The organism is Lysobacter sp. M2-1, assembly GCF_022662495.1.
Lineage (GTDB): Bacteria > Pseudomonadota > Gammaproteobacteria > Xanthomonadales > Xanthomonadaceae > JAKPBU01.
The window spans coordinates 160,146-182,215 of record NZ_JAKPBU010000007.1 but is presented as its reverse complement, the minus strand read 5'-3'; the positions used below and the strand labels follow the sequence as shown (position 1 = coordinate 182,215).

The following is a 22,070-nucleotide window of genomic DNA, read 5'->3' as shown; positions in this document are numbered from 1 at the left end:
GCTCAGCCCGCATCGCTGGCGCCGCGCGCCGTGGGTGGCGCGGATTGTTCGAGGCGAAATGCGAGGGCGGCAATCGCGTCGCGGGCCAGCGGCCCCAGCCCGTCGCCACCGGCATGCAGGTGGCGGACGATCGCCTGGCGCATCCCCGGCTCCCAGAACCGCTGCAGGTGCACGACCATGGTTTCGACCGCAGTGGCATGGTCCGGGTTTGCGGACAGGTTGGCGGCGATGTCATTGGCCATGTCGACCAGGCGTTGCGGATTCAAGCGGTGGGCTCCATCGGCATGCGGCGCGGGTGGGTGTACACGGCATGGCCGTCCTCGCGAGCGAAGCCCACGAGCGTGAGGTTGCAGGCTTCGGCGAGCGAGATCGCGAGTGCGGTGGGTGCGGAGACGGCGGCCAGCAGCGCGATGCCGGCGGACGCAGCCTTCATCGCCATCTCATAGCTGGCGCGGCTGGTGACCACGGCGAAGCCCGCCTGCGGATTCTCGCCAGCGCGGAACATGGCGCCAATCAGCTTGTCGAGCGCGTTATGCCGGCCGACATCCTCGCGGACCAGGCGCACCTGGCCGTCGGAATCGGCCCAGGCGGCCGCATGCGTCGCCCCGGTCAATCGCGCCAGCCCCTGCAGGGCATGCAGTCCGCGCAGGGCCCGCCGCAAGGCGGCCGCCGTGACTGCGACGCCTTCGCCCACCGCTTCGGGCCGGCGCAGTGCGGCTTCGAGCAGTTCGCTGCCGCACAGCCCGCATCCGCTGCGACCGCTGAGCGAACGCCGTCGGCGCTCGAGCGCCTCCGCGTATTGCGTGGGAATGCGCAGGCGAATTTCGATGCCTTCCAGCAGTTGTTCGCTGCCGAGCAATTCGACCTCGCCCGCATCGTCCACGATGCCTTCGCTCAGCATGAAGCCGAGCGCGAAGTCCTCCAGATCCGCCGGTGTAGCCATCATTACCGCGAACGGCGCCTCATTGATCACGAAGGCAACGGGCATTTCCTCGGCCACGTCGTCCACGTACCGCCGCACCCGCCCGTTGCGCACGCGCACGACCTGGCGCTGTGCGCTTCCGGCAGGCGCTGGGATGGCAAGAGGGTCGGGCCGGGCCATCAGCGTCCGGCGATTTCCGGATGCGTGACGACGGTGTCGTGCGGCAACAGCGACTCCTGCAGGTCGGCGAATGCGTGGAAGCGGCGCTGCCATTCCGATGGCTGGCTGACGCGCGTGACCTGCACCGCGGTCACCTTGTATTCCGGGCAGTTGGTGGCCCAGTCGGAATTCTCGGTGGTGATGACGTTGGCGCCGGATTCGGGGAAGTGGAACGTGGTGTAGACCACGCCGGGCTGGACCCGGTCGGTGATGCGCGCGCGCAGCACGGTGTCACCCGCACGGCTTTCCACGCCCACCCAGTCGCCCTCGGCGATGCCGCGCTCCTCGGCGTCGTGCGGGTGCAGCTCCAGGCGGTCCTCGTCGTGCCAGACCACGTTTGCCGTGCGCCGGGTCTGCGCGCCCACGTTGTACTGGCTGAGGATGCGCCCGGTGGTCAGCAGCAGCGGATAGCGCGGAGTGATCTTCTCGCGGGTGGGCACATAGGGCGTGAGCATGAAGTTGCCCTTGCCGCGGACGAACGTATCGACGTGCATGGTCGGCGAGCCCTGCGGATGCGCGTCGTTGCAGGGCCACTGCACGCTGCCCACGCGGTCGAGCAGGTCGAAGCTCACGCCACTGAAGGTCGGCGTGAGGCTGGCGATCTCATCCATGATCTCGCCCGGATGCGCATAGTGCATGGGGTAGCCGAGCGCATTGGACAGCAGCTGGGTCACTTCCCAGTCTGCGTAGCGCGCACGCGGCGCCATCAGCTGGCGCACCGGCGAGATCCGGCGCTCGGCGTTGGTGAAGGTGCCGTCCTTCTCCATGAAGCTGCTGCCGGGCAGGAACACGTGCGCGAACTTGGCGGTCTCGTTGAGGAACAGGTCCTGTACCACGACGCATTCCATGGCGCCCAGCGCAGCGGTCACGTGCTGGGTATTGGGATCGCTCTGGGCCAGGTCCTCGCCCTGGATGTACAGGCCCTTGAAACTGCCATCCAGGGCGGCGTCGAACATATTGGGAATGCGCAGGCCGGGTTCGGCGTGCAACGGCACGCCCCAGCGCCGCTCGAAGGCTTCGCGCACCGGCGTGTCGGAAACGTGCCGGTAGCCGGGCAGTTCATGCGGGAAGCTGCCCATGTCGCAGCTGCCCTGCACGTTGTTCTGGCCGCGCAACGGATTCACGCCCACGCCGGGGCGGCCGATGTTGCCGGTGGCCATGGCCAGGTTGGCGATGCCCATCACCGCGGTGGAACCCTGCGAATGTTCGGTCACGCCCAGGCCGTAATAGATCGCCGCATTGCCGCCGGTGGCGTACAGCCGGGCCGCGTCGCGGATGGCCGTGGCAGCCACACCCAGCTCGGCTTCCATCGCTTCGGGCGAATGCGCCGGATCTGCCACGAACGCGCGCCACTGCTCGAACGCGGCGGCATCGCAGCGTGCGGCGACGAAGTCCTCGGCCACCAGCCCTTCGGTCACGATCACATGCGCCAGCGCATTGAGCATGGCCACGTTGGTGCCGGGCCGCAGCTTGAGGTGGATGCCCGGGCTGCCGTGTGGAGTCTTGAGCAGGTCGATGCGGCGTGGATCGACCACGATCAGGCGGGCGCCCTCGCGCAGCCGCTTGCGCATGGCCGAGGCGAACACCGGATGCCCGTCGGTGGGGTTGGCGCCGATGACCAGCATCACATCGGCGTAGCGCACCGAATCGAAATCCTGGGTGCCCGCGGATTCGCCCAGGGTCTGCTTCAGGCCATAGCCGGTCGGAGAATGGCAGACCCGCGCGCAGGTATCGACATTGTTGTTGCCGAAGGCGGCGCGTACCAGCTTCTGTACCAGGTAGGTTTCCTCGTTGGTGCAGCGCGATGAGGTGATGCCACCCACAGAGAATTTTCCGTACTTGGCCTGGATGCGCTTAAACTCCGACGCGGCATGGGCGATGGCTGCTTCCCAGCTCACCACGCGCCACGGGTCGGTGATCCTGTCGCGGATCATCGGCGTGGTAATGCGGTCCGGATGGGTGGCATAGCCCAGCGCGAAGCGACCCTTGACGCAGGAATGGCCGTGGTTGGCATGTCCGTCGGCGTTGGGGACCATGCGCACCAGTTCCTGTCCGCGCATCTCGGCGCGGAACGAGCAGCCCACACCGCAATAGGCGCAAGTGGTGACGATGCTGTGCTCGGCCTGGCCTATTTCGATCAGCGAGCGCTCCGTCAGCGTGGCCGTCGGACATGCCTGCACGCAGGCGCCGCAGCTGACGCATTCGGATTCCAGGAACGGCTGGTCTTGGCTGGCGGATACCTTGGAAGCGAAGCCGCGGCCCTGGATGGTGAGCGCAAACGTGCCCTGCACCTCGTCGCAGGCGCGCACGCAGCGCGAGCAGACGATGCACTTGGATGGATCGAAGGTGAAATACGGGTTGGACGTGTCCTTGTCCGCGAACAGCGGGTTGTGCGCGCCGTCCGTGGACTTGGCATAGACGTGATTGGCGCCGTCGTAGCCATAGCGCACCTCGCGCAGGCCGACCGCACCGGCCATGTCCTGCAGCTCGCAATGGCCGTTCGCAGGGCAGGTGAGGCAGTCCAGCGGATGGTCGGAAATGTAGAGCTCCATCACTCCGCGACGCAGCTGCGCCAGCTTGGGCGTCTGGGTGCGCACCTGCATGCCCTCGGCCACCGGCATGGTGCACGAGGCCGGATAGCCCTTGCGTCCCTCGATCTCGACCAGGCACAGCCGGCACGAGCCAAATGCTTCGAGCGCGTCGGTCGCGCAAAGCTTGGGAATGGACGTGCCGGCCAGCGCCGCCGCGCGCAGTACCGAGGTGCCTTCGGGTACCTCGATCATGCGGTCATCGATCTGCACGCGCACGCGGCGCAGCGGTTCGAGCTGGACCAGCTGCGGGTTGGGCGTGCCGTAATCGGCTTCGGCGATCGAACGCATGGTGGACCTCCTGCCGTCAGGCAGCGACCTGGCGCGACGCGCGCGCGAAGTCTTCGGGAAAATGGTTGAGCGCGCTCAGCACGGGCAGCGGCGTGAGCCCACCCATCGCGCACAGCGAGCCCTGGGTCATGGTTTCGCACAGGTCGCGCAGCAGTGCGTCGTTGCGTTCCGGTTCGACGCCGGCGAGCATGCGGTCGATGACCTCGACGCCGCGGACCGAACCGATCCGGCAGGGCGTGCATTTGCCGCAGGATTCGATCGCGCAGAATTCCATCGCATAGCGCGCCTGTTCGGCCATGTCGACGCTGTCGTCGAACACCACGATGCCGCCGTGGCCCAACATGGCACCGAGCGCGGCGAAGGCCTCGTAGTCGACCGGCGTATCCAGCTGCGACAGCGGCAGGTAGGCGCCGAGCGGCCCGCCCACCTGCACCGCGCGGATCGGGCGACCCGAATACGTACCGCCGCCGATGTCCTCGATCAGCTCGCGCAGAGAGATGCCGAAGGGCGCCTCGAACAGGCCGCCGTATTTGATGTTGCCGGCCAGCTGTAGCGGCAGCGTGCCGCGCGAACGCCCGGTCCCGTACGTCTGGTAGGCCGCGGCGCCATCGGCCAGGATCATCGGCACCGAGGCCAGGGTGATGACGTTGTTGATCACGGTCGGTTGACCGAACAGACCCTCGATCGCCGGCAGTGGCGGCTTGAAGCGGACCTGTCCGCGCTTGCCTTCCAGGCTGTCGAGCAGCGCGGTTTCCTCGCCGCAGATATAGGCGCCCGCGCCGATGCGCAGTTCCAGGTCGAATCGGCGGCCGGAACCGGCGATGTCCACGCCCAGGTAGCCGGCCGCAGTGGCGTTGGCGATGGCTTCCTCCAGTACCTGTCTCGCATGCGGATACTCGCTGCGCAGGTACACATAGCCCCGATCCGCGCCAACGGCCAGGCCGGAGATGATCATTCCTTCGATTAGCGAGTAAGGATCGCCTTCCATCAGCATGCGGTCGCTGAAGGTACCGCTGTCGCCCTCGTCGGCATTGCAGACGATGTATTTCTGCTGCGCGGGCGCATCGAGCACGGTCTTCCACTTGATCCCGGTGGGGAAGGCCGCGCCGCCGCGGCCGCGCAGACCGGAATCGGTCACCGCCTGCACGATCCCGGCTGGCGCCATGGTCAGCGCCGCACGTAGTCCGCTCCAGCCGCCGTGCGCGGCATAGGCGTTCGCATCCACCGGATCGATCAGGCCGACGCGGCGGAAGGTCACGCGCTGCTGGCGGGCGAAGTAGGGATGGGACTCGATATCGCCCAGGCGCAGCGGATGCGCGTCATCGCCCGTCCATGCGTCGAACAGGGCTGGAATGTCGGCTTCGGCCACCGGGCCGTACGCAATGCGCGCGTCTGCGGTTTCGACTTCCACCAGCGGTTCCAGCCATAGCAGCCCGCGCGAGCCGTTGCGGACCAGGCTGAGCTCGATGCCGCGCGCTGCGGCTTCGCGTTCCAAGGCCTGCGCCACACGACCGGCACCCATGGCCATCGCGGACGCGTCCCGCGGCAGGTATACGCGCAAGGCGCTCATGCGACCTCCGTGTTGCAGGAGGCGACGAGCGCATCGAGGCGCTCGGGTGTCACGCGACCGTACAACTCGCCGTCCAGCAGCAGCGACGGCGACAGGGCGCAGTTGCCCAGGCAGTAGACCGGTTCCAGGGTGAAGCGACCATCGGCGGTGTCGTGGGTGCCGTCGGGCAATCCCAGACGGCGCTGCGCGTGCGCCTGCAATCGGCGCGCGCCCATCGCCTGACAGGCTTCGGCCTGGCACAGCCTGAGCACGTGCCGCCCCGCCGGGGCGCGGCGGAAGTCGTGATAGAAGCTGATGACGCCGTGCACATCGGCACGGGTCAGGCGCAGGGCGTCCGCGATCGGCGCCACGGCGCCGTCGGGCACATGGCCCAACGCGGCCTGCACGTGGTGCAGGATCGGGAGCAGGGCACCCGCGCGATGGCGATGGGCCTCGATCGCGGCGTCGACCGCGGCCCGATGTGCGGGCTCCAGCAGGGGCACTGTCTCGGTATTCGATTCGGCGTGGCGGCCGCGTTTGCCCTGGCCTGTTTTCATGCGCGCTCCTGCCGTCGTGCCTATGTATTGCAGCACATAGCTGCGGGCGACGATCCAGGCGCAGAGTAGACCAGATCCGGCCGTAAGGCAGCGTCGGTGACGCGGCAGGTTATGCTTCCAGAAGCCGAATACAACGGCGCTGCCTCGCAACATTCCGGAGGGCTGAATGTACAAGGTCACCCTGCGTCCCGCCTGGGACGTGCAGACCGCCCAGGGACGCAGCCTGCCGCCGAGGCTGGTGGAACTGCTGGTGGCCGTGCACGGAAACGCATCGCTTGCGGCTGCCTGCCGCCAGGTCGGCCTGTCGTATCGCTACGCGTGGGGGTTGCTGCAGCAGGGGGAGGCGATGTTCGGCGTCCCGCTGGTGCGCGCGGCGCGCGGCCGCGGCGCCGTGCTTTCGCCGCTGGGCGAGCGTCTGGTCTGGGCCGACCGCCGGATCGCCGCCCGTCTGTCTCCGACCCTGGACAGCCTGGCGGCCGAACTGGAGTCGGAACTGGAGCGCAGCCTGAGCCTGCACGCGGCGCCCGTGCGCCTGCAGGCTTCGCATGGCTTCGGCGTGGAAGCCCTGCGCCGGGCGATGGCGGCGGGCGACCGTCCCCTCGACCTCAAATACCGCAGCCCGGACGAAGCGCTCACCGCGCTGCGCGCCGGCGCCTGCGAACTGGGCGGCCTGCATCTGCCGATCGGCGAGCTGCAGGCACCGGTGCTGGCCCATTACCGGGATCGCCTGCGCCCGCGGACCGACCGCGTGGTCCACCTTGCGATGCGCCGTCAGGGGCTGGTGGTGGCGCCAGGCAATCCGCGCGGGATCCATGGCGTGGCCGATCTGGTGCGTGGCGACGTGCGCTTCATCCATCGCCAGCCCGGCTCCGGCACGCGGCTCCTGCTCGAATGCCTGCTGCGGCGCGAGGGCATGTCGCCGGCTGATGTTGCCGGCGTCGGCATGGAAGAGCTGACCCATGCTGCCGTGGCCGCGAATGTGGCCAGCGGGCTGGCCGATGTCGGTCTGGCGCTGGAGCCGCCGGCGCGGCGCTACGGGCTCGATTTCATTCCGCTGGCGACCGAGCAGTACTTCTTCCTGTGCGATGGCGCCGGTCTGGAAGGCGGGCGCATCGATGGCGTGCTCGAAATCCTGCGCGATCCGGCGTTCCGGCGTGAACTCGCGCTTATCCCGGGATACGATCCGAGCTTCTGCGGGGTCGTGCAGAGCCTGGAAGAAGCGTTTCCGACGATGCGCGACGGCTAGCGGGCCAAACCTTCCTGCAGCGCTTCGTGTTGCAACGACAGGCCATGTACCTGCAGAGGTTGCGGGTGCTCCAGCGGCAGCACCGCAAGCGCGATGGCATCCGCCGCGCTGATCACGTTGCCCAGTTCGACCCCTTCGTGCGCGACGGCGTCGCCAGGCGCGAGGGGCTGTTCCGCGCGCAGCAGCGCCAGCCCGCGCTTCGCCTGCCCGAGGAAATGGGTCCGTGCCACGATTTCCTGGCCCGGATAGCAACCCTTCTTGACGCTGAAAGCGCGCAGGCGCTCGAGCGAGAGTTGCTGCGGCGTCCAGCGTTCGGACTGTGAAGCCTCCAGCCGTGGCAGTCCATGCTGGAGATCGAAGGCGCGCCAGCGGGCAAGCGATTCTGCGTCCGTCGGAGCAGGCGCGCCCTCGATGCGCACGCTGCGCGGGCCACTCGCGCCGCCGAAGTCCATTTCGACGCCGTGTTCGACATCTCCGGCAAGCCGTGCGCCGGACGCTGCCACGGGCGCGCCGAAGCGACCGGACACGTACAGGTCATCGCGCGCAGCGATGACGACCTTGCTCCGGAACACGAAGCGCTGCAAACCTGCTGCCAGCGCCCGCACGTCCGCATCGGGCACGATCAGCCACAGGCTTTGCGCATCCAGCCGCAGCACGGCGAACAGCGCGATCACCCGTCCTTTCGGGGTCAGCCAGCCGTTCCACTGCCATTGCCCGTCAGTCAGCCCCGCGACGTCGTTCATCGTCTGCGCCTGCGCGAAACCCACGGCATCGCGCCCGGTGAGGCTGATGACGCCATGGTCGGGCAGGGCAAACGATCCGGTGGAGGCGGGTGGCGGCTTGTCGCTCATGGGGGTGGGGACTAGAATTCCGCGGTGCAACAGAAGTCCATCTTAGGCCAAGGCCAGTCCTCGCCCGAACCGGCAGCATCGGAAACCAGCGTTCCAGCGCCGGCAACCGTACCTGTGCGGGTTCCGGAAACCGGCGGCCGCGATGGCCCTGAGCCCACTCGCTACGGCGATTGGGAAAAGAACGGCCGCTGCATCGACTTCTGACGCCCCAGCCATCGCGGCCCCATGCCGCCCCAGCCAACACGGCGCATGCCGTCCAGCGAGATGAGAGCCTGTTCAATGCCTCCCCATGGCCCGCGTTGTCCCGCAATGGCCGTCAGGTGGTGCCGCGTGGCGCCGCGCCTTGCTGCCTGCAAGGTCAAGCCACGCGGCGCCGCATGGCGGCCATTGCGGGACAACCCGAAGGGCTGGGTCACGCTGCACCCAGGCCCGCGTCCTCGCTCAGTCATGGATCGACATCCATTCCATCGCTCCTCCTTGGCCTGCGCGCAGCGTGACGCAGCGCGGGCCATGGGGAGGCATTGAACAGGCTCTAGGAACGCACGATGGCCAACCAACGTCCCCTGTCGCCGCATCTGCAGGTCTATCGCTGGCAGATCACCATGGTGATGTCGATCCTGCACCGGGTCTCCGGCATGGTGCTGACGGTCGGTGCCTTCGCGCTGGCGTGGTGGCTGATGGCCATGGCCACCGGCGGCGAGTCCGCTCTGCGCGCGGCCGAATGCCTGGCATCGCCCTGGGGCAAGCTGGTCCTGTTCGGGTTCTCGCTCGCGCTGGTCTATCACCTGCTCAATGGCATCCGCCATCTGCTGTGGGATGCCGGCTGGGGCTTCGAAATTCCCGAGGTGTACAAGTCCGGCTATGCGGTGGCGGTGTTGACGGTGGTGTTCACCGTCCTGATCTGGTGGGCTGCGCTGGGAGGCAACGCATGAGCAGCGCGAACGGACGCTACCGCAATCCAATGCAGCGCGCGCGCGCGTTGGGATCGGCGAAGTCGGGCACGGCGCATTTCTGGTGGCAACGGGTGACCGCCGTGGTGCTGGCGCTGCTGGTGCCGTGGCTGGTGGGTCTGCTGGTGTCGTTCGTAGGTGCGGACCTGGCCAGCGTGCAGTTCGCGCTGGGCAAACCCTGGAACGCGATCCTGCTGTCGGTGTTCGTGGTCGCGCTGTTTTGGCACGCGCAGATGGGGATGCAGGTGGTGATCGAGGATTACGTGCACACCCGCGCTACCGAGCTCGTCCTCCAGTTCCTCGTCATCCTGGCCTGTGTGGTCGGCGCGCTCGCGTCGCTCTACTCCATCGGCCGTATCGCGCTGATGATCGCCCCATGACTTCTGCCTACAAGATCACCGAACACAAGTACGACATGATCGTGGTCGGCGCCGGCGGCGCCGGGCTACGCGCCACCTTCGGCCTGGCCCACAAGGGCCTGCAGACCGCCTGCATCAGCAAGGTGTTCCCGACGCGCTCGCATACCGTGGCGGCGCAGGGCGGCATCTCGGCGGCGCTGGGCAACATGGGCGAGGACGACTGGCGCTTCCATTTCTACGACACGGTGAAGGGCTCGGACTGGCTGGGGGACCAGGACGCGATCCAGTACATGTGCCGCGAGGCGATCCCGGCGGTGATCGAACTCGAGCACCAGGGGGTCCCGTTCTCGCGCACGGAGGACGGACGCATCTACCAGCGTCCGTTCGGCGGCATGACCACGCATTACGGCGAAGGGCCGGCTGCGCAGCGCACCTGCGCCGCGGCCGACCGTACCGGCCACGCGATGCTGCATACGCTGTACCAGCAGTCGCTGAAGCACGATGCGCGCTTTTTCATCGAGTACTTCGCCCTCGACCTGATCTTCGACGCCGACGGCGCATGCCGTGGGGTGCTCGCGCTGGACATGGCCGAAGGCACGCTGCACCTGTTCCGCGCACACGGCGTGGTCCTGGCGACCGGCGGTTATGGTCGCGCCTATTTCAGCTGCACCTCGGCCCATACCTGCACCGGCGACGGCGGTGGCATGGTGCTGCGTGCCGGGCTGGGCCTGCAGGACATGGAATTCGTGCAGTTCCATCCCACCGGCATCTACGGCGCCGGCTGCCTGATCACCGAAGGCGTGCGCGGCGAAGGCGGCATCCTGCGCAACAGCAACGGCGAGCGTTTCATGGAGCGCTACGCGCCCAACGCCAAGGACCTCGCTTCGCGTGACGTGGTCAGCCGGTCCATGACGATCGAGATCAACGAAGGTCGCGGTGTCGGCGAGCACAAGGACCACATCCACCTCGACCTGACCCATCTCGACCCGAAGGACATCCACGAGAAGCTGCCGGGCATCGCCGAGAGCGCGCGGATCTTCGCCGGCGTCGACGTCACCAAGCAGCCGATCCCGGTAATCCCGACCGTGCACTACAACATGGGCGGCATCCCGACCAATTACCACGGCGAAGTCGTGCAGCTGAAGAACGGCGACCCCGATGCCGTGGTGCCCGGCCTGTACGCGATCGGCGAAGCGGCCTGCGTGTCGGTGCATGGTGCCAACCGGCTCGGTTCGAACTCGCTGCTGGACCTGGTCGTGTTCGGTCGCGCGGTCGCCAACCGCTGCGCCGAAACCATCAGGCCGGGCGAGTTGCACCGGCCGCTGCCCGCCGATGCGGCAGACAAGGCCCTCACCACGCTCGACCACCTGCGCAATTCGAACGGCAGCCTGCCGACCGCGACGATCCGCGACCGCATGCAGCGCTCGATGCAGAGCCATGCCGCGGTGTTCCGCACCCAAGAAACGCTGGCCGAAGGCGTCCGCCAGATCCATGAGATCCGCGAGTCGTTTGCCGAAGTCAAAGTCAGCGACCGATCGCTGATCTGGAACTCGGATCTGATCGAGACCTACGAACTGATGAACCTGCTCGGCCAGGCGCAGGTCACCATCACCGGCGCGGAAAACCGCAAGGAATCCCGCGGCGCGCATGCGCGCGAGGACTTCCCCGAGCGCGACGACGCCAACTGGCACAAGCACACGCTGTGCTGGCTGGACGATGACGGCAATACGCGGGTCGACTATCGCCCGGTGCACATGTACACGCTCGACGACGAGGTCGACGTGGTGCCGCCGAAGAAGCGCGTTTACTGACGGATTCCACGATGGCCGAATTCACCCTTCCCAAGCACTCGAAGATCCACAAGGGCAAGCGCTACTCCGCGCCTGCCGGGGCGACCCGCGTGCGCGAGTTCAAGGTCTACCGCTGGAATCCGGAGGACGGCGAGAACCCGCACACCGACACCTACCAGGTCGATCTGGACAAGTGCGGGCCGATGGTCCTGGACGCGCTGATCAAGATCAAGAACGAGATCGATCCGACGCTCACCTTCCGCCGGTCCTGCCGCGAGGGCATCTGCGGCTCGTGCGCGATGAACATCGACGGCACCAATACCCTGGCCTGCACCAAGGCGATCGACGATTGCGGCAAGGGCAGGGGCGAGGTTCCGGTGTATCCGCTGCCGCACATGGACGTGGTCAAGGACCTGGTCCCGGACCTGACCCATTTCTATGCGCAATACGCATCGATCCAGCCCTGGATCCGCACCCAGAGCGCGCCGCCGCCGGATCGCGAACGCCTGCAGTCGAAGGAAGATCGCGCGAAGCTGGACGGCCTGTACGAATGCATCCTGTGCGCCTGTTGCAGCACCAGCTGCCCGAGCTACTGGTGGAATGGGGAGCGCTACCTCGGGCCGGCCGTGCTGCTGCAGGCCTATCGCTGGATCATCGACTCGCGCGACGAGGACACCGGCGCACGTCTGGACGACCTTGAAGACCCGTTCAAGCTGTACCGCTGCCACACGATCATGAACTGCGCGCGCACCTGCCCCAAGGGCCTCAATCCGGCCAAGGCGATCGGCGAGATCAAGCAGCTGATGCTGGCGCGGCAGGTCTGACGCCTGTGTAGGAGCGCCACTTTGGCGCGACAGCCTGCATGATTGTTCCGGCGCGCCGCAGTGGCGCCGGATCCCGGGAGCGACCATGAACAACGCAATCTGGTGGCCCGCCGTGGGAATGGCGGCTTTGACCTGTGCCGTCTGGTTTCGCATGTACTACGTGCGCATCGGGCAGATGAAGCGCGAGCGGATCCACCCCCAGTCGGTGGCGACTTCGGCCGAGGCGGCAGCGAGGCTTACCGACAGCCGCGCCGCGGACAATTTCCGCAACCTGTTCGAATTGCCGGTGCTGTTCTACCTGGCGCTGGCGTTGGCCGCGCAGGCTGGCCTGGTGGATACGGCCGTGGTGCTGATGGCGTGGACGTTCGTGGCGCTGCGGGTCGTGCACAGCGCGATCCAGTGCGGCTACAACAAGGTGATGGACCGCTTTTACGTCTATGCGGCCGGCGCCTTCGTACTGTGGGCCCTTTGGCTGCTGCTGGCGGTACGCCTGCTGCTGGGCTGAGCGGGTGGCTCAGCTGAAGCGTTCGCCCAGCACCCGCCGGATTTCGCTTTCGATCGGCCCCTTCAGCGCCGACAGCAGAAAGCCCAGCTGGGCGGTGACGTGCAGGTGTTTAGCTGCGAGCGCGATCCTCCCGTCCACGCCCGAACGGGTGAAGCTCAGGGTATCGCCTTCCCAGGCGTATTCGATGTCGAAGCGCTGCGCGAGCTTCTTGGCCACTTCCTCCACCGCCTTGCGGGCCTTGGGCAGCGGCATGGAGTGAGGGTGGCGGATGTCGATGCCGGGCATGCCTGTCTCTGCGTTTGCGTGATCGGCAAAGCCTAGCATCCGACCGCGGCCCGGCGTGCTAGATTCCCGCCGCGTGGATAACCTCAAGCTACGAGTCACCGAAGACGGCACGGAGTTGTCGCTGCACGAGGGCGTGCAGGCGATCGCGCGCGATGCGGCAGGACTGCATGCCGCGGCGGACGACGCCGATGCGATCGTGCGCTTCTGCCTGGACCGGCGCGGGGTTTGGCTTGCGGTCGCCGAAGGCGCGGGCAGCGTGCACGTGAACGGGCGCCGGGTGCGGCGCATGGCCATGCTCCGGGTCGGCGATGCGGTGTACGTGGACGGCGTGGAGATGGTGCTGACGCGCGACCAGCCGATTGCGCTGCCCGACGATGCACTGCCCGCCGACCTGCAGGCGCCGCCCGGAGACCTCCGGGTCGTCCTGCGCGGGGTGGGGGGCAAGCATCACGGCCGCAGCTTCACCCTGGAGCATCCGCGGCTGGTGGGCAGCGCCGCCGAAGCGGACATTCGGATCGACGACCCGGCGTTCGCCGAGCGCCATGCCCAGCTGTCCCAGGTGGGTGCGCAGATCGTCCTGCGCGACCTCGGTACGCCCGATGGCAGCCTGCTCAACGGCCAGCCGGTCCGCGACGCATTGCTGCGGCCGGGCGACCAGCTCGTGTTCGATGCCCAGCATCGGTTCGTGGTGGAAGGCCCTGGCGCGACGGCCAAGCCGCTGGCGGCCGGGATCGGGCTCGAGGTCGAGGACGAGACGCAAGCGCGAACGCCCCGCGCCCGCACCTGGCGGCGCTGGCCCTGGCTGTTGCTGGCCGCGTTGCTGACGGCCGGCGCGCTGGCGCTGTTGCTGCTGTTCGGAGCCGCACGCTAGCGACGCGCCCTGCTGCAGTGCGGCATACTCGGTGCTCTCCGCATTGCCGATATGCCCGCATGCCCCGTGTCTTCAATTTCAGCGCCGGCCCGGCAACCCTGCCCGAAGCAGTGCTGCGCCAGGCCCAGGCCGAAATGCTCGACTGGCACGGGCTGGGCGCCTCGATCGTGGAGATCAGCCACCGCAGCGCCGAGTTCATGCAAGTCGCCGAGCGCGCCGACGCCGATTTGCGCACCCTGCTGGCGATCCCCGACAGCCATGTCGTCCTGTACCTGTCCGGCGGCGCCACCACCCAACAGGCGTTGATCGCGTTGAACTTCGCCGGCGCCGGGCAGACTGCCGACTATGTCGTCAGCGGGCATTGGAGCAAGACGGCGATCCGGCAGGCAGCACCGTATGTCGCGGTGAACATCGCCGCCAGCAGCGAGGAAGATCGGTTCCGCTCGTTGCCAGGACGTGAAGGCTGGCGGCTGTCGCCCGATGCCGCTTACGTGCACATCACCGCGAACGAAACCATTCATGGGGTGGAATACCGCACCACGCCGGAGGTGGGCGATGTGCCGCTGTTCGCCGATTTCAGTTCGTCCATCGCGTCCGAGCCGCTCGACGTGGCGAAGTACGGACTGATCTATGCCGGCGCGCAGAAGAACCTGGGTCCGGTCGGCATCAGCGTCGTGATCGTGCGCCGCGAGCTGCTCGAACGCAGCGGCCAGCATCGCGCGGAGATTTTCGACTACCGCGCGCACGCGGCGCGCGATTCGATGCTCAACACGCCGCCCACCTGGAACTGGTACATGCTCGGGCTCACTGTGCGCTGGATGCTGGAGCAGGGTGGGGTCGATGAGTTCGCGCGACGCAATGCCGAGAAAGCCGCACTGCTGTACGCGACGATCGATGCCGGCGACGGTTTCTATCGCAACGAAATCGAGGCTTCCGTACGCTCGCGGATGAACGTACCCTTCTTCCTGCACGATCCTGCGCTGGACGCGATGTTCCTTGCCGAGTCGCGCGCTGCCGGATTGATGGCGTTGAAGGGACACAAGGCGGTTGGCGGCATGCGCGCGTCGCTGTACAACGCGATGCCGGTCGAAGGTGTGCGGGCGCTGGTCGATTTCATGCGCGATTTCCAGGCGCGGCATGGATGAAGGCTTTGCCGGTTTCTTCCAGAAGTCAGTGCATCCGGAAACCCGGAGGGCGCCGGCCATGGATGGCCGGCGTTTTCGGATCGAGGCAGGATGCCGAGTCCGAAAATTCCCGCGGCACCGCAAACGCCTTGAGCGGTTTTGACGTCACGAGGAAGGTGCTTTCTTTTGGTTACTTTTCTTTGCACCAGCAAAGAAAAGTAACTCGCCGGAAGGCGAAAGCCCTGCTCTTCAGTGGCTAAATCCGGTGCGGCATATTGCGAAGAGCAGGATCAACGGCGTTTCGCCCTTGCGGGCGAGTTACTTTCTTTTGCTGGCCCAAAAGAAAGTAACCAAAGAAAACGGCCTCCTCGTGAGATCAAGATCGCTCAAGGAGGGCGGAGTGACGTCGCCATTTTCGGACTCGCCATCCTGGCTCGGTCCGAAAACGGCGGCCATCCATGGCCGCCGCCCTCCGGGTGTCCGATTCAATTGAGTGCGTGATGAAAAATCAGAAAGCAAAAAGCAACAAGAAGGCGGAGTCGGAGAAGCCGACGAAGAAGCAGCCCGCCGCATCGGGCAAACCTGCCAAGAAGGAGGCGTCCGCCGCAAAGCCCGAGCTCGCCGAGGTTCGCGCGCAGATCGACGGGATCGATCGCCGCATCCAGGAGCTGATCGCCGAGCGTGCGCAGTGGGCGCACCAGGTGGGCAAGGCCAAGGGCAAGCTGGCGGCGGCGGTGGACTATTACCGGCCGGAGCGCGAGGCGCAGGTGCTGCGCCGGGTGGTGGACCGCAACGACGGACCGCTGTCGGACGAAGTGCTGGTGCGCCTGTTCCGCGAAATCATGTCGGCCTGCCTGGCCCAGCAGGAGCCGTTGAAGATCGGCTACCTCGGGCCGGAAGGCACGTTCTCGCAGCAGGCGGTGCACAAGCACTTCGGCCATTCGGCGCACGGACTGCCGCTGGCGAGCATCGAGGAAGTGTTCCAGGAAGTGGCGGCCGGGCACGCCGATTTCGGCGTGGTGCCGGTGGAGAATTCCGGCCAGGGCACGATCCAGGTCACCCTGGACATGTTCCTCACCTCGCCGCTGCGCATCTGCGGGGAAGTCGAACTGCGGGTGCACCAGCACCTGCTGTCGCGCAGCGGGCGGATCGAGGACATCGAACGGATCTATTCGCACCCCATGTCGCTGGCGCAGTGCGGCGGCTGGCTGCGTGAGCACCTGCCCAAGGCGGAACGGATCCCGGTGTCGAGCAATGCCGAAGCGGCGCGCCGCGCGCGCAATGCCGACGACGCTGCAGCGATCGCCGGCGAGTCGGCCGGCCACGTGTACGGCCTGAAGAAGATCGCAGGTCCGATCGAGGATCGCAGCGACAACACCACCCGCTTCCTGGTGCTGGGGCGTGAACTGTTTCCGCCCTCGGGCCACGACCGCACCTCGCTGCTGGTCTTCATCCGCGACCGGCCGGGCGCGCTGTACGGGGTGCTGGAACCGCTGGCGCGGCGCGGCATCAGCATGAACCGGATCGAGTCGCGGCCTGCGCACGGCCATCTGTGGCAGTACGCGTTCTTCATCGACGTGGCCGGCCATATGGACGAATCGCCGCTGAAGGATGCGCTTGCCGAAGTGGGGGAGCACAGCGGCGAGGTGCGCGTGCTCGGCTCCTATCCGGTGGCGGTGCTCTGACGCCATGATCGACTTCGAAACCCTGGCGCGTCCTGGCATCCGCGACCTGCGCGCGTACGACCCGGGACACGACCTGATCTCGCTGCGGCGCCGCTTTGCCGAGGCCCAGCTGGTCGAACTCGGCTCGAACGAGAATCCGTACGGCGCCAGCCCCCTGGCCAGGCAGGCGGTGGTCGATGCGCTGGCCTCGATCCACATCTACCCAGATCCACTGGGCGGCGACCTCAAACGTGCGCTTGCGGCCACGCACGGCGTCGACACATCGCGGATCCTGCTCGGCAATGGCTCGCATGAGCTGCTGATGCAGTTCGCGCAGGTGTTCGCCGGCCCCGGCGACGATGTCGTGGCCTCGAAGTTCGGCTTCGCGGTGTATTCCCTGGCGGCGCAGGCGGCCGGCGCCAGGCTGCAGCCGGCGCCTGCGCACGGGCGCGACCATCCGATGCCGCGGGGCCACGATCTTGCGGCGCTGCGGGCCGCGATCGGCCCGCGTACCAAGCTGGTGTACCTGGCCAATCCCAACAATCCCACCGGCACCTGGTTCGGGGGCGAGGACTTCGAGGCCTTCCTCGACGACGTGCCGGGCAATGTCATCGTGGTCGTCGACGAGGCCTATGCGGAGTTCGTCGACGCGCCCGACTACGCATCCGCGCTGCCTCTCACCGCGCGGCACCGCAACCTGGTCGTCACCCGCACCTTCAGCAAGGCCTATGCACTGGCCGGACTGCGGGTGGGATTCGCGATCGCCGACCCCGGCCTGATCGCGGTGATGGAGCGGGTGAGGGAAAGCTTCAACGTCAACGCAGTGGGACTGGCCGCCGCGGAAGCGGCGCTGGCCGACACCGCCCATCTGCAGGCGTCGCTGGCTGGAAATGCGGCCCAGCGTGCGGCGCTGGCCGAGGCGCTGCGCGCGCGTGGCCTGAAGGTTTCGCCTTCGCAGACCAATTTCCTGCTGGTCGAGTTCGGTGCGAATGCATCGCGGATCGAAGCGAACCTGGTCGCCCGCGGCGTCGTGCTGCGACCGATGGTCGGCTACGGCCTGGGCGAATGCCTGCGCATCACCGTGGGCACCGAAGACGAGAACCGGCGCCTGCTCGAAGCGCTGGACGGGTCCGCATGAGCGCGCGACAGGACTGGATCTGCAGGCCAGGCACGGCGCTGCGGGAGCAAGTCGCCTTGCCCGGCGACAAGTCGGTCTCGCACCGCGCGATCATGCTGGCCTCGCTGGCCGACGGCACCTCGCGCATCGACGGATTCCTCGAGGGCGAGGACACGCGCGCCACCGCAGCCATCTTCGGCCAGCTGGGGGTGAGGATCGATGCGCCATCCGATGGCGTACGGGTGGTTCATGGCGTCGGCATCGACGGCTTGCGCGCACCGGACGCGCCGCTGGACTGTGGCAACGCCGGTACCGGCATGCGCCTGCTGACCGGCTTGCTGGCGGGGCAGGGCTTCCCGTGCACCCTGGTCGGCGATGCCTCGCTGTCGAAAAGGCCGATGCGGCGGGTGATCGATCCGCTGGCCCGCATGGGCGCGCGGATCGACGCCGGGGCAGCTGGAGTTCCGCCGCTCACCATCCACGCAAACAGTTCTCTGCAAGGCATTGACTACACAAGTGAAATCGCCAGCGCGCAGGTAAAGTCCGCGATCCTGCTGGCTGGCCTGTATGCGCGCGGGACCACGGTGGTGCGCGAACCGCAGCCCACCCGCGACTACACCGAGCGCATGCTGGCCGCGTTCGGGTACCCGATCGAATTCGAGCCAGGAACGGCACGCCTCGAAGGCGGTCACCGGCTGCACGCAGTCGACGTGCAGGTGCCCGCCGACTTCTCGTCGGCTGCGTTCTTCATCGTCGCCGCAACCCTCATCCCGGGCTCGGAGCTGCGCCTGCCGCGCGTCGGCATGAACCCGCGCCGGACCGGCCTGCTGCATGTGCTCCGGGCCATGGGCGCTGACATCACCGAAACCGCTGCGCGCGAGGAGGGCGGAGAACCGGTCGCCGACCTGCTGGTGCGGCATGCGCTACTGCGTGGGATCGTGGTGCCACAGGTGCATGTGGCCGACATGATCGACGAGTTTCCCGCATTGTTCGTGGCCGCCGCCTGTGCGCAGGGAGACACCGTCGTGACCGGCGCTGCGGAACTGCGGGTCAAGGAATCCGACCGCATCGCAACCATGGCGGCCGGCCTGCGTGCTCTGGGGATTGGCGTCGACGAGGCGCCGGACGGCGCCACCATCCACGGCGGAGCCTTGCGGGGCGGGACGATCGACAGTCATGGCGACCATCGCATCGCCATGGCCTTCGCCGTGGCCGCGCAGCGTGCCGCAGGTCCGGTCGCGATCCATGACGTGGCCAACGTGGCGACCTCGTTTCCGGGCTTCGACCGGCTGGCGAAGCAGGCCGGTATGGGGCTCGAAGCCGGATAGCCGTTTTCGGTCACCGCCCGGCATGCCGGGTGGCCGGCCGCTCCCTCCGCCTTGGGCGGAGGGAGACAAGCGTGCCGACTACTGCTGCTGCAGCTTGAACTCGACCGGCACCTCGACCACGGCGGCGACCTTCTTGCCGTCCTTGATCGCTGGGTTGAAGCGCCACTGGCGCACGGCGTCCACCGCGGCGCGGTCCAGATCGCGCGAGCCGCTGCGACGCGCGACCTCCACATTTGTGGGCACGCCGTTGGCGTCCACGTCCACGCGCACGAGCACGGTGCCTTCTTCCTGGTTGCGCGCCGCCGCGGCCGGGTACTCGGGCTCGACCCGTGCGATGGGGGTCACGTCGCGGTCGGCAGGGACCTTGGGACGCGCGGCTTCGCGGGTCCGTTCGCTGCGCCGGCGCTCGTTGGCCGCGGCCCGCTCGCGTTCGGCCTGCGCGGCGACTTCCTCCTGGCTGGTGATCGCCGGTTCCACCGTGGGCGTGGTTGCGGACAGATCGGGACCGGGCTGCATGCTGCGGTTGTAGTACCACCAGCCGAGCGCGGCCAGGGCGAGCAACAACAGGATCCAGATCAACGGACTGACGCCGCGGCGTGGCTCCTCCGGCGGCAGCGGTTGCGGGTTGAGGTCGCTGGTGCCTTCTCTCGGGTCGGACATGGCGTACTCCTCGTCACGGGACGCGGCGAGGGTTTCACATGGTTTGTTCAGCTTCCGTCACGAGCCAGACCGGGGATGCGCAGCGGTTCAGGGATGGAATTCGATCGGAATCAGGACTTTCGAGGCCACCGACTGGCCGTTGCGGACCGCCGGGCTGAATTCCCAGCGCCGCACGGCGCGCACCGCCTCGCGGTCGAGCGCACGCGAGCGGCTGCTTTGCACCACATCGACCTCGGCCGGGCGGCCTTGGGCATCGACCTGCACCTGCAGCAGCACCGTGCCCGCCTCGCCACGCTGCGCGGCCGACGCCGGATACTCCGGTGGAGGGCTGCGGAGCGGTTTGGCACTGGCGTCCGGACGCGCGGCGGCCACCGGTTCGGAGGGTGCGGCCGGTGCCGCGGGGATGACCGGCTCAGCGCTCGAGGGCTCATCCGGCAACGGAAAGCCGCGGCTGTCGACCTGTTCGGGTTGCCCGGCCGATACGGCGGAATCCCCGGCTTCACGGCCCGGAGCGGCATCTTCGCCCCCCACCGCATCCGGCGTCGGAAGCGGCTCGAAGACCTGGTCGGCGCGTCCGCTGACGGGGGCATCGCCCGCGCGGAAGAACCCGTCGTCCTCGCCCTGGCCCACGATCAGCAGGAACAGCACCAGGCCCACGCCGAACGCCATCCCCGCCAGCAGCAGCGTGCGACGCGACAGGCCGGAGGGCAGGGCAAACCAGGGCTTGCGCGAAGGCGGAGGTGCCACGGGCGGAGTAGAAGCCATTGCGATCTCGTGTCGGGGGACGACGCATTTTCGCACGCGGCCGCGGCATGTCCGGGCGCACCGGCTTTCGCCGAGGCCGGCGCGGAACACCTCGCCTTGCGGACACGCGATAATCCGCATTCACCAATGCCAGCGATGTCCGATGCTCGACCCCGCCCTGCTTCGTTCCGATCCCGCCGGCCTCGCGCAGCGCCTATCGACCCGCGGCTACGTCCTGGACGTCCCCGCGGTGGAGGCGCTGGAAGTCGATCGCAAGCGCCTGCAGGTACGCACCCAGGAGCTGCAGAACCTGCGCAATACCCGCAGCAAGGCGATCGGCCAGGCCAAGGCGCGGGGCGAGGATGTCACGTCGCTGATGGCCGAAGTGGCCGGTTTCGGCGAGGAACTCAAGGCTTCCGAAGCCGATCTGGAGAGGATCCGCCACGATCTCGAGCAGATCACGCTGGGCATTCCGAACCTGCCCGACGCGTCCGTGCCGCCGGGCGAGGACGAATCGGCGAATGTCGAAACGCATCGCTGGGGCACGCCGCGCCGCTTCGATTTCGCGGTGCGCGACCACGTGGAACTGGGTGCGCGCGATGGCTGGCTGGATGGCGAAACCGCGGCCAAGCTCTCCGGCGCACGGTTCACGGTCCTGCGCGGTCCGATCGCCCTTCTGCACCGTGCGCTGGCCCAGTTCATGCTGGACCTGCACGTCCATGAGCACGGCTACCAGGAAACCAACGTGCCGCTGCTGGTCAACGCCGAGTCGATGCGCGGCACCGGCCAGCTGCCGAAGTTCGAGGACGATCTGTTTGCGACGTTACGCAGCGAATCTCCCGGGACCTGGATGCTTAGCGAAGAGAACTTCCGGGCATTTGCCAACATCGTGAGTCACGGCAAGGGAGGAAAGATTTCCTTTGAAGACATCGCAGATGACGCGAAGCTTCTCGCTAGGTCGTATGTCGACAAGTACCTCATTCCTACCTCAGAAGTCCCGCTCACCAACATCGTCCGCGATGAGATCGTCGACGAAAGCCGCATGCCGCTGCGCATGACCGCGCATTCGATGTGCTTCCGCTCCGAGGCCGGCAGCCATGGCCGCGATACCCGGGGCATGATCCGGCAGCACCAGTTCGAGAAGGTCGAACTCGTATCAATCGCCAAGCCCGATGAAAGCGAGGCCGAACACGAGCGCATGACCCGCTGCGCCGAAGTGGTGCTGGAGAAGCTCGGTCTGCCGTACCGGCGTGTGCTGCTGTGCACCGGCGACATGGGATTCGCTGCGCGCAAGACCTACGATCTGGAAGTCTGGCTGCCCTCGCAGGACAGCTACCGCGAGATTTCCTCGTGCTCCAACTGCGGCGATTTCCAGGCCCGGCGCATGCAGGCGCGCTGGCGCAATCCGGCGACGGGCAAGCCCGAACTGGTGCACACCCTCAATGGGTCCGGGGTCGCCGTGGGGCGCGCCCTGATCGCGGTGATGGAAAATTACCAGCAGGCCGACGGGTCGATCGAAGTGCCCGAGGTCCTGCGACCTTACATGCGTGGCCTGGACCGCATTTCCTGACGGCCTCGAGCCAGGCGTCGTGGCATAAGCAGCGGAGATTGCCCGTCGGCGCAAGC

At 67.5% G+C, this 22,070-nt stretch carries 22 protein-coding genes; 13 read left to right on the top strand and 9 right to left on the bottom strand.

The window, feature by feature from the left end; genetic code table 11:
- Nucleotides 1–2: 2 nt before the first annotated feature.
- Genes MC375_RS13905 through MC375_RS13885 form a run of 5 tightly spaced genes read right to left on the bottom strand, consistent with a single transcriptional unit; the run spans nucleotide 3 to nucleotide 6,126 of the window.
- On the bottom strand, nucleotides 3–266 hold the full coding sequence (locus MC375_RS13905) for a formate dehydrogenase subunit delta (RefSeq protein WP_242103994.1): 264 nt from the start codon (nucleotides 264–266) through the stop codon (nucleotides 3–5).
- Nucleotides 263–1,102 (bottom strand): formate dehydrogenase accessory sulfurtransferase FdhD, encoded by an 840-nt coding sequence (gene fdhD / locus MC375_RS13900; protein WP_242103993.1) that lies wholly within the window; start codon nucleotides 1,100–1,102, stop codon nucleotides 263–265. The genes MC375_RS13905 and fdhD overlap by 4 nt, the downstream gene beginning before the upstream one ends.
- Nucleotides 1,102–4,020 carry a formate dehydrogenase subunit alpha gene (gene fdhF / locus MC375_RS13895; RefSeq protein ID WP_242103992.1) on the bottom strand — a complete coding sequence of 973 codons (2,919 nt, stop codon included), beginning with the start codon at nucleotides 4,018–4,020 and terminating at the stop codon, nucleotides 1,102–1,104. Before fdhF ends, fdhD begins: the two co-directional genes overlap by 1 nt.
- 16 nt (nucleotides 4,021–4,036) lie before the next feature.
- On the bottom strand, nucleotides 4,037–5,590 hold the full coding sequence (locus MC375_RS13890) for an NADH-quinone oxidoreductase subunit NuoF (RefSeq protein ID WP_242103991.1): 1,554 nt from the start codon (nucleotides 5,588–5,590) through the stop codon (nucleotides 4,037–4,039).
- Complete coding sequence (locus MC375_RS13885; RefSeq protein ID WP_242103990.1) at nucleotides 5,587–6,126, bottom strand: formate dehydrogenase subunit gamma; 540 nt, start codon at nucleotides 6,124–6,126, stop codon at nucleotides 5,587–5,589. The genes MC375_RS13890 and MC375_RS13885 overlap by 4 nt, the downstream gene beginning before the upstream one ends.
- A gap of 166 nt (nucleotides 6,127–6,292) precedes the next feature.
- Between MC375_RS13885 and MC375_RS13880 the strand changes: the two genes are divergently transcribed.
- On the top strand, nucleotides 6,293–7,372 hold the full coding sequence (locus MC375_RS13880) for a substrate-binding domain-containing protein (RefSeq protein ID WP_242103989.1): 1,080 nt from the start codon (nucleotides 6,293–6,295) through the stop codon (nucleotides 7,370–7,372).
- On the opposite strand, the gene MC375_RS13875 is transcribed toward MC375_RS13880, so the two are convergent.
- A complete protein-coding gene (locus MC375_RS13875; RefSeq protein ID WP_242103988.1) occupies nucleotides 7,369–8,223 on the bottom strand; it encodes a folate-binding protein in 855 nt (284 codons plus the stop codon). The two genes, MC375_RS13880 and MC375_RS13875, sit on opposite strands and share 4 nt — an antisense overlap.
- A gap of 24 nt (nucleotides 8,224–8,247) precedes the next feature.
- On the opposite strand from MC375_RS13875, the gene MC375_RS13870 reads away from it, so the two are divergent.
- From MC375_RS13870 to MC375_RS13845, 6 genes are all read left to right on the top strand, one after another.
- Entirely contained in the window at nucleotides 8,248–8,427 is a 180-nt protein-coding gene (locus MC375_RS13870; RefSeq protein ID WP_343223526.1) for a succinate dehydrogenase assembly factor 4, read from the top strand.
- Nucleotides 8,428–8,768: 341 nt separating this feature from the next.
- The gene (sdhC, locus tag MC375_RS13865; protein WP_242103987.1) at nucleotides 8,769–9,155 is read left to right on the top strand and encodes a succinate dehydrogenase, cytochrome b556 subunit; all 387 of its coding nucleotides are present in this window, start codon (nucleotides 8,769–8,771) and stop codon (nucleotides 9,153–9,155) included.
- The gene (sdhD, locus tag MC375_RS13860; RefSeq protein WP_242103986.1) at nucleotides 9,152–9,553 is read left to right on the top strand and encodes a succinate dehydrogenase, hydrophobic membrane anchor protein; all 402 of its coding nucleotides are present in this window, start codon (nucleotides 9,152–9,154) and stop codon (nucleotides 9,551–9,553) included. The genes sdhC and sdhD overlap by 4 nt, the downstream gene beginning before the upstream one ends.
- A complete protein-coding gene (sdhA, locus tag MC375_RS13855; RefSeq protein ID WP_242103985.1) occupies nucleotides 9,550–11,343 on the top strand; it encodes a succinate dehydrogenase flavoprotein subunit in 1,794 nt (597 codons plus the stop codon). The genes sdhD and sdhA overlap by 4 nt, the downstream gene beginning before the upstream one ends.
- Before the next feature lie 11 nt (nucleotides 11,344–11,354).
- Nucleotides 11,355–12,146, top strand: coding sequence for a succinate dehydrogenase iron-sulfur subunit (locus tag MC375_RS13850; RefSeq protein ID WP_242103984.1), 792 nt, complete (start codon nucleotides 11,355–11,357; stop codon nucleotides 12,144–12,146).
- Between the two features lie 85 nt (nucleotides 12,147–12,231).
- Nucleotides 12,232–12,651, top strand: coding sequence for an MAPEG family protein (locus MC375_RS13845; RefSeq protein WP_242103983.1), 420 nt, complete (start codon nucleotides 12,232–12,234; stop codon nucleotides 12,649–12,651).
- Nucleotides 12,652–12,660: 9 nt separating this feature from the next.
- Here MC375_RS13845 and MC375_RS13840 read toward each other — a convergent pair whose 3' ends face one another.
- Nucleotides 12,661–12,936 (bottom strand): polyhydroxyalkanoic acid system family protein, encoded by a 276-nt coding sequence (locus tag MC375_RS13840; protein WP_242103982.1) that lies wholly within the window; start codon nucleotides 12,934–12,936, stop codon nucleotides 12,661–12,663.
- A 73-nt stretch (nucleotides 12,937–13,009) separates the two neighbouring features.
- Between MC375_RS13840 and MC375_RS13835 the strand changes: the two genes are divergently transcribed.
- From MC375_RS13835 to aroA, 5 genes are all read left to right on the top strand, one after another.
- Nucleotides 13,010–13,807: an FHA domain-containing protein gene (locus tag MC375_RS13835; RefSeq protein WP_242103981.1), complete on the top strand. Its 798-nt coding sequence runs from the start codon at nucleotides 13,010–13,012 to the stop codon at nucleotides 13,805–13,807.
- 59 nt (nucleotides 13,808–13,866) lie between these two features.
- On the top strand, nucleotides 13,867–14,952 hold the full coding sequence (gene serC / locus MC375_RS13830) for a phosphoserine transaminase (RefSeq protein ID WP_242103980.1): 1,086 nt from the start codon (nucleotides 13,867–13,869) through the stop codon (nucleotides 14,950–14,952).
- Nucleotides 14,953–15,431: 479 nt separating this feature from the next.
- Entirely contained in the window at nucleotides 15,432–16,616 is a 1,185-nt protein-coding gene (gene pheA, locus MC375_RS13825; protein ID WP_242103979.1) for a prephenate dehydratase, read from the top strand.
- A 4-nt stretch (nucleotides 16,617–16,620) separates the two neighbouring features.
- Nucleotides 16,621–17,733, top strand: a complete 1,113-nt coding sequence (hisC, locus tag MC375_RS13820; protein WP_242103978.1) for a histidinol-phosphate transaminase — start codon at nucleotides 16,621–16,623, stop codon at nucleotides 17,731–17,733.
- Nucleotides 17,730–19,040, top strand: a complete 1,311-nt coding sequence (gene aroA, locus MC375_RS13815; RefSeq protein WP_242103977.1) for a 3-phosphoshikimate 1-carboxyvinyltransferase — start codon at nucleotides 17,730–17,732, stop codon at nucleotides 19,038–19,040. Before hisC ends, aroA begins: the two co-directional genes overlap by 4 nt.
- A gap of 78 nt (nucleotides 19,041–19,118) precedes the next feature.
- Here aroA and MC375_RS13810 read toward each other — a convergent pair whose 3' ends face one another.
- A complete protein-coding gene (locus tag MC375_RS13810; RefSeq protein ID WP_242103976.1) occupies nucleotides 19,119–19,700 on the bottom strand; it encodes an energy transducer TonB in 582 nt (193 codons plus the stop codon).
- A gap of 87 nt (nucleotides 19,701–19,787) precedes the next feature.
- Nucleotides 19,788–20,465, bottom strand: a complete 678-nt coding sequence (locus MC375_RS13805; protein ID WP_242103975.1) for an energy transducer TonB — start codon at nucleotides 20,463–20,465, stop codon at nucleotides 19,788–19,790.
- 142 nt (nucleotides 20,466–20,607) lie between these two features.
- Here MC375_RS13805 and serS point away from each other — a divergent pair, with 142 nt between their 5' ends.
- On the top strand, nucleotides 20,608–22,014 hold the full coding sequence (serS, locus tag MC375_RS13800; protein ID WP_242103974.1) for a serine--tRNA ligase: 1,407 nt from the start codon (nucleotides 20,608–20,610) through the stop codon (nucleotides 22,012–22,014).
- The last annotated feature ends 56 nt before the right edge of the window (nucleotides 22,015–22,070 follow it).

Bases quoted from the DNA above. Each gene is read 5' to 3' on its own strand.
- MC375_RS13875 (WP_242103988.1), bottom strand. From the start codon at position 8,223: ATGAGCGACAAGCCGCCACCCGCCTCCACCGGATCGTTTGCCCTGCCC.
- MC375_RS13890 (WP_242103991.1), bottom strand. From the start codon at position 5,590: ATGAGCGCCTTGCGCGTATACCTGCCGCGGGACGCGTCCGCGATGGCC.
- sdhC (WP_242103987.1), top strand. From the start codon at position 8,769: ATGGCCAACCAACGTCCCCTGTCGCCGCATCTGCAGGTCTATCGCTGG.
- fdhF (WP_242103992.1), bottom strand. From the start codon at position 4,020: ATGCGTTCGATCGCCGAAGCCGATTACGGCACGCCCAACCCGCAGCTG.
- serC (WP_242103980.1), top strand. From the start codon at position 13,867: ATGCCCCGTGTCTTCAATTTCAGCGCCGGCCCGGCAACCCTGCCCGAA.
- MC375_RS13810 (WP_242103976.1), bottom strand. From the start codon at position 19,700: ATGTCCGACCCGAGAGAAGGCACCAGCGACCTCAACCCGCAACCGCTG.
- serS (WP_242103974.1), top strand. From the start codon at position 20,608: ATGCTCGACCCCGCCCTGCTTCGTTCCGATCCCGCCGGCCTCGCGCAG.
- pheA (WP_242103979.1), top strand. From the start codon at position 15,432: ATGAAAAATCAGAAAGCAAAAAGCAACAAGAAGGCGGAGTCGGAGAAG.
- MC375_RS13840 (WP_242103982.1), bottom strand. From the start codon at position 12,936: ATGCCCGGCATCGACATCCGCCACCCTCACTCCATGCCGCTGCCCAAG.
- sdhD (WP_242103986.1), top strand. From the start codon at position 9,152: ATGAGCAGCGCGAACGGACGCTACCGCAATCCAATGCAGCGCGCGCGC.
- MC375_RS13880 (WP_242103989.1), top strand. From the start codon at position 6,293: ATGTACAAGGTCACCCTGCGTCCCGCCTGGGACGTGCAGACCGCCCAG.
- MC375_RS13850 (WP_242103984.1), top strand. From the start codon at position 11,355: ATGGCCGAATTCACCCTTCCCAAGCACTCGAAGATCCACAAGGGCAAG.
- sdhA (WP_242103985.1), top strand. From the start codon at position 9,550: ATGACTTCTGCCTACAAGATCACCGAACACAAGTACGACATGATCGTG.
- hisC (WP_242103978.1), top strand. From the start codon at position 16,621: ATGATCGACTTCGAAACCCTGGCGCGTCCTGGCATCCGCGACCTGCGC.
- MC375_RS13805 (WP_242103975.1), bottom strand. From the start codon at position 20,465: ATGGCTTCTACTCCGCCCGTGGCACCTCCGCCTTCGCGCAAGCCCTGG.
- aroA (WP_242103977.1), top strand. From the start codon at position 17,730: ATGAGCGCGCGACAGGACTGGATCTGCAGGCCAGGCACGGCGCTGCGG.
- fdhD (WP_242103993.1), bottom strand. From the start codon at position 1,102: ATGGCCCGGCCCGACCCTCTTGCCATCCCAGCGCCTGCCGGAAGCGCA.
- MC375_RS13885 (WP_242103990.1), bottom strand. From the start codon at position 6,126: ATGAAAACAGGCCAGGGCAAACGCGGCCGCCACGCCGAATCGAATACC.
- MC375_RS13845 (WP_242103983.1), top strand. From the start codon at position 12,232: ATGAACAACGCAATCTGGTGGCCCGCCGTGGGAATGGCGGCTTTGACC.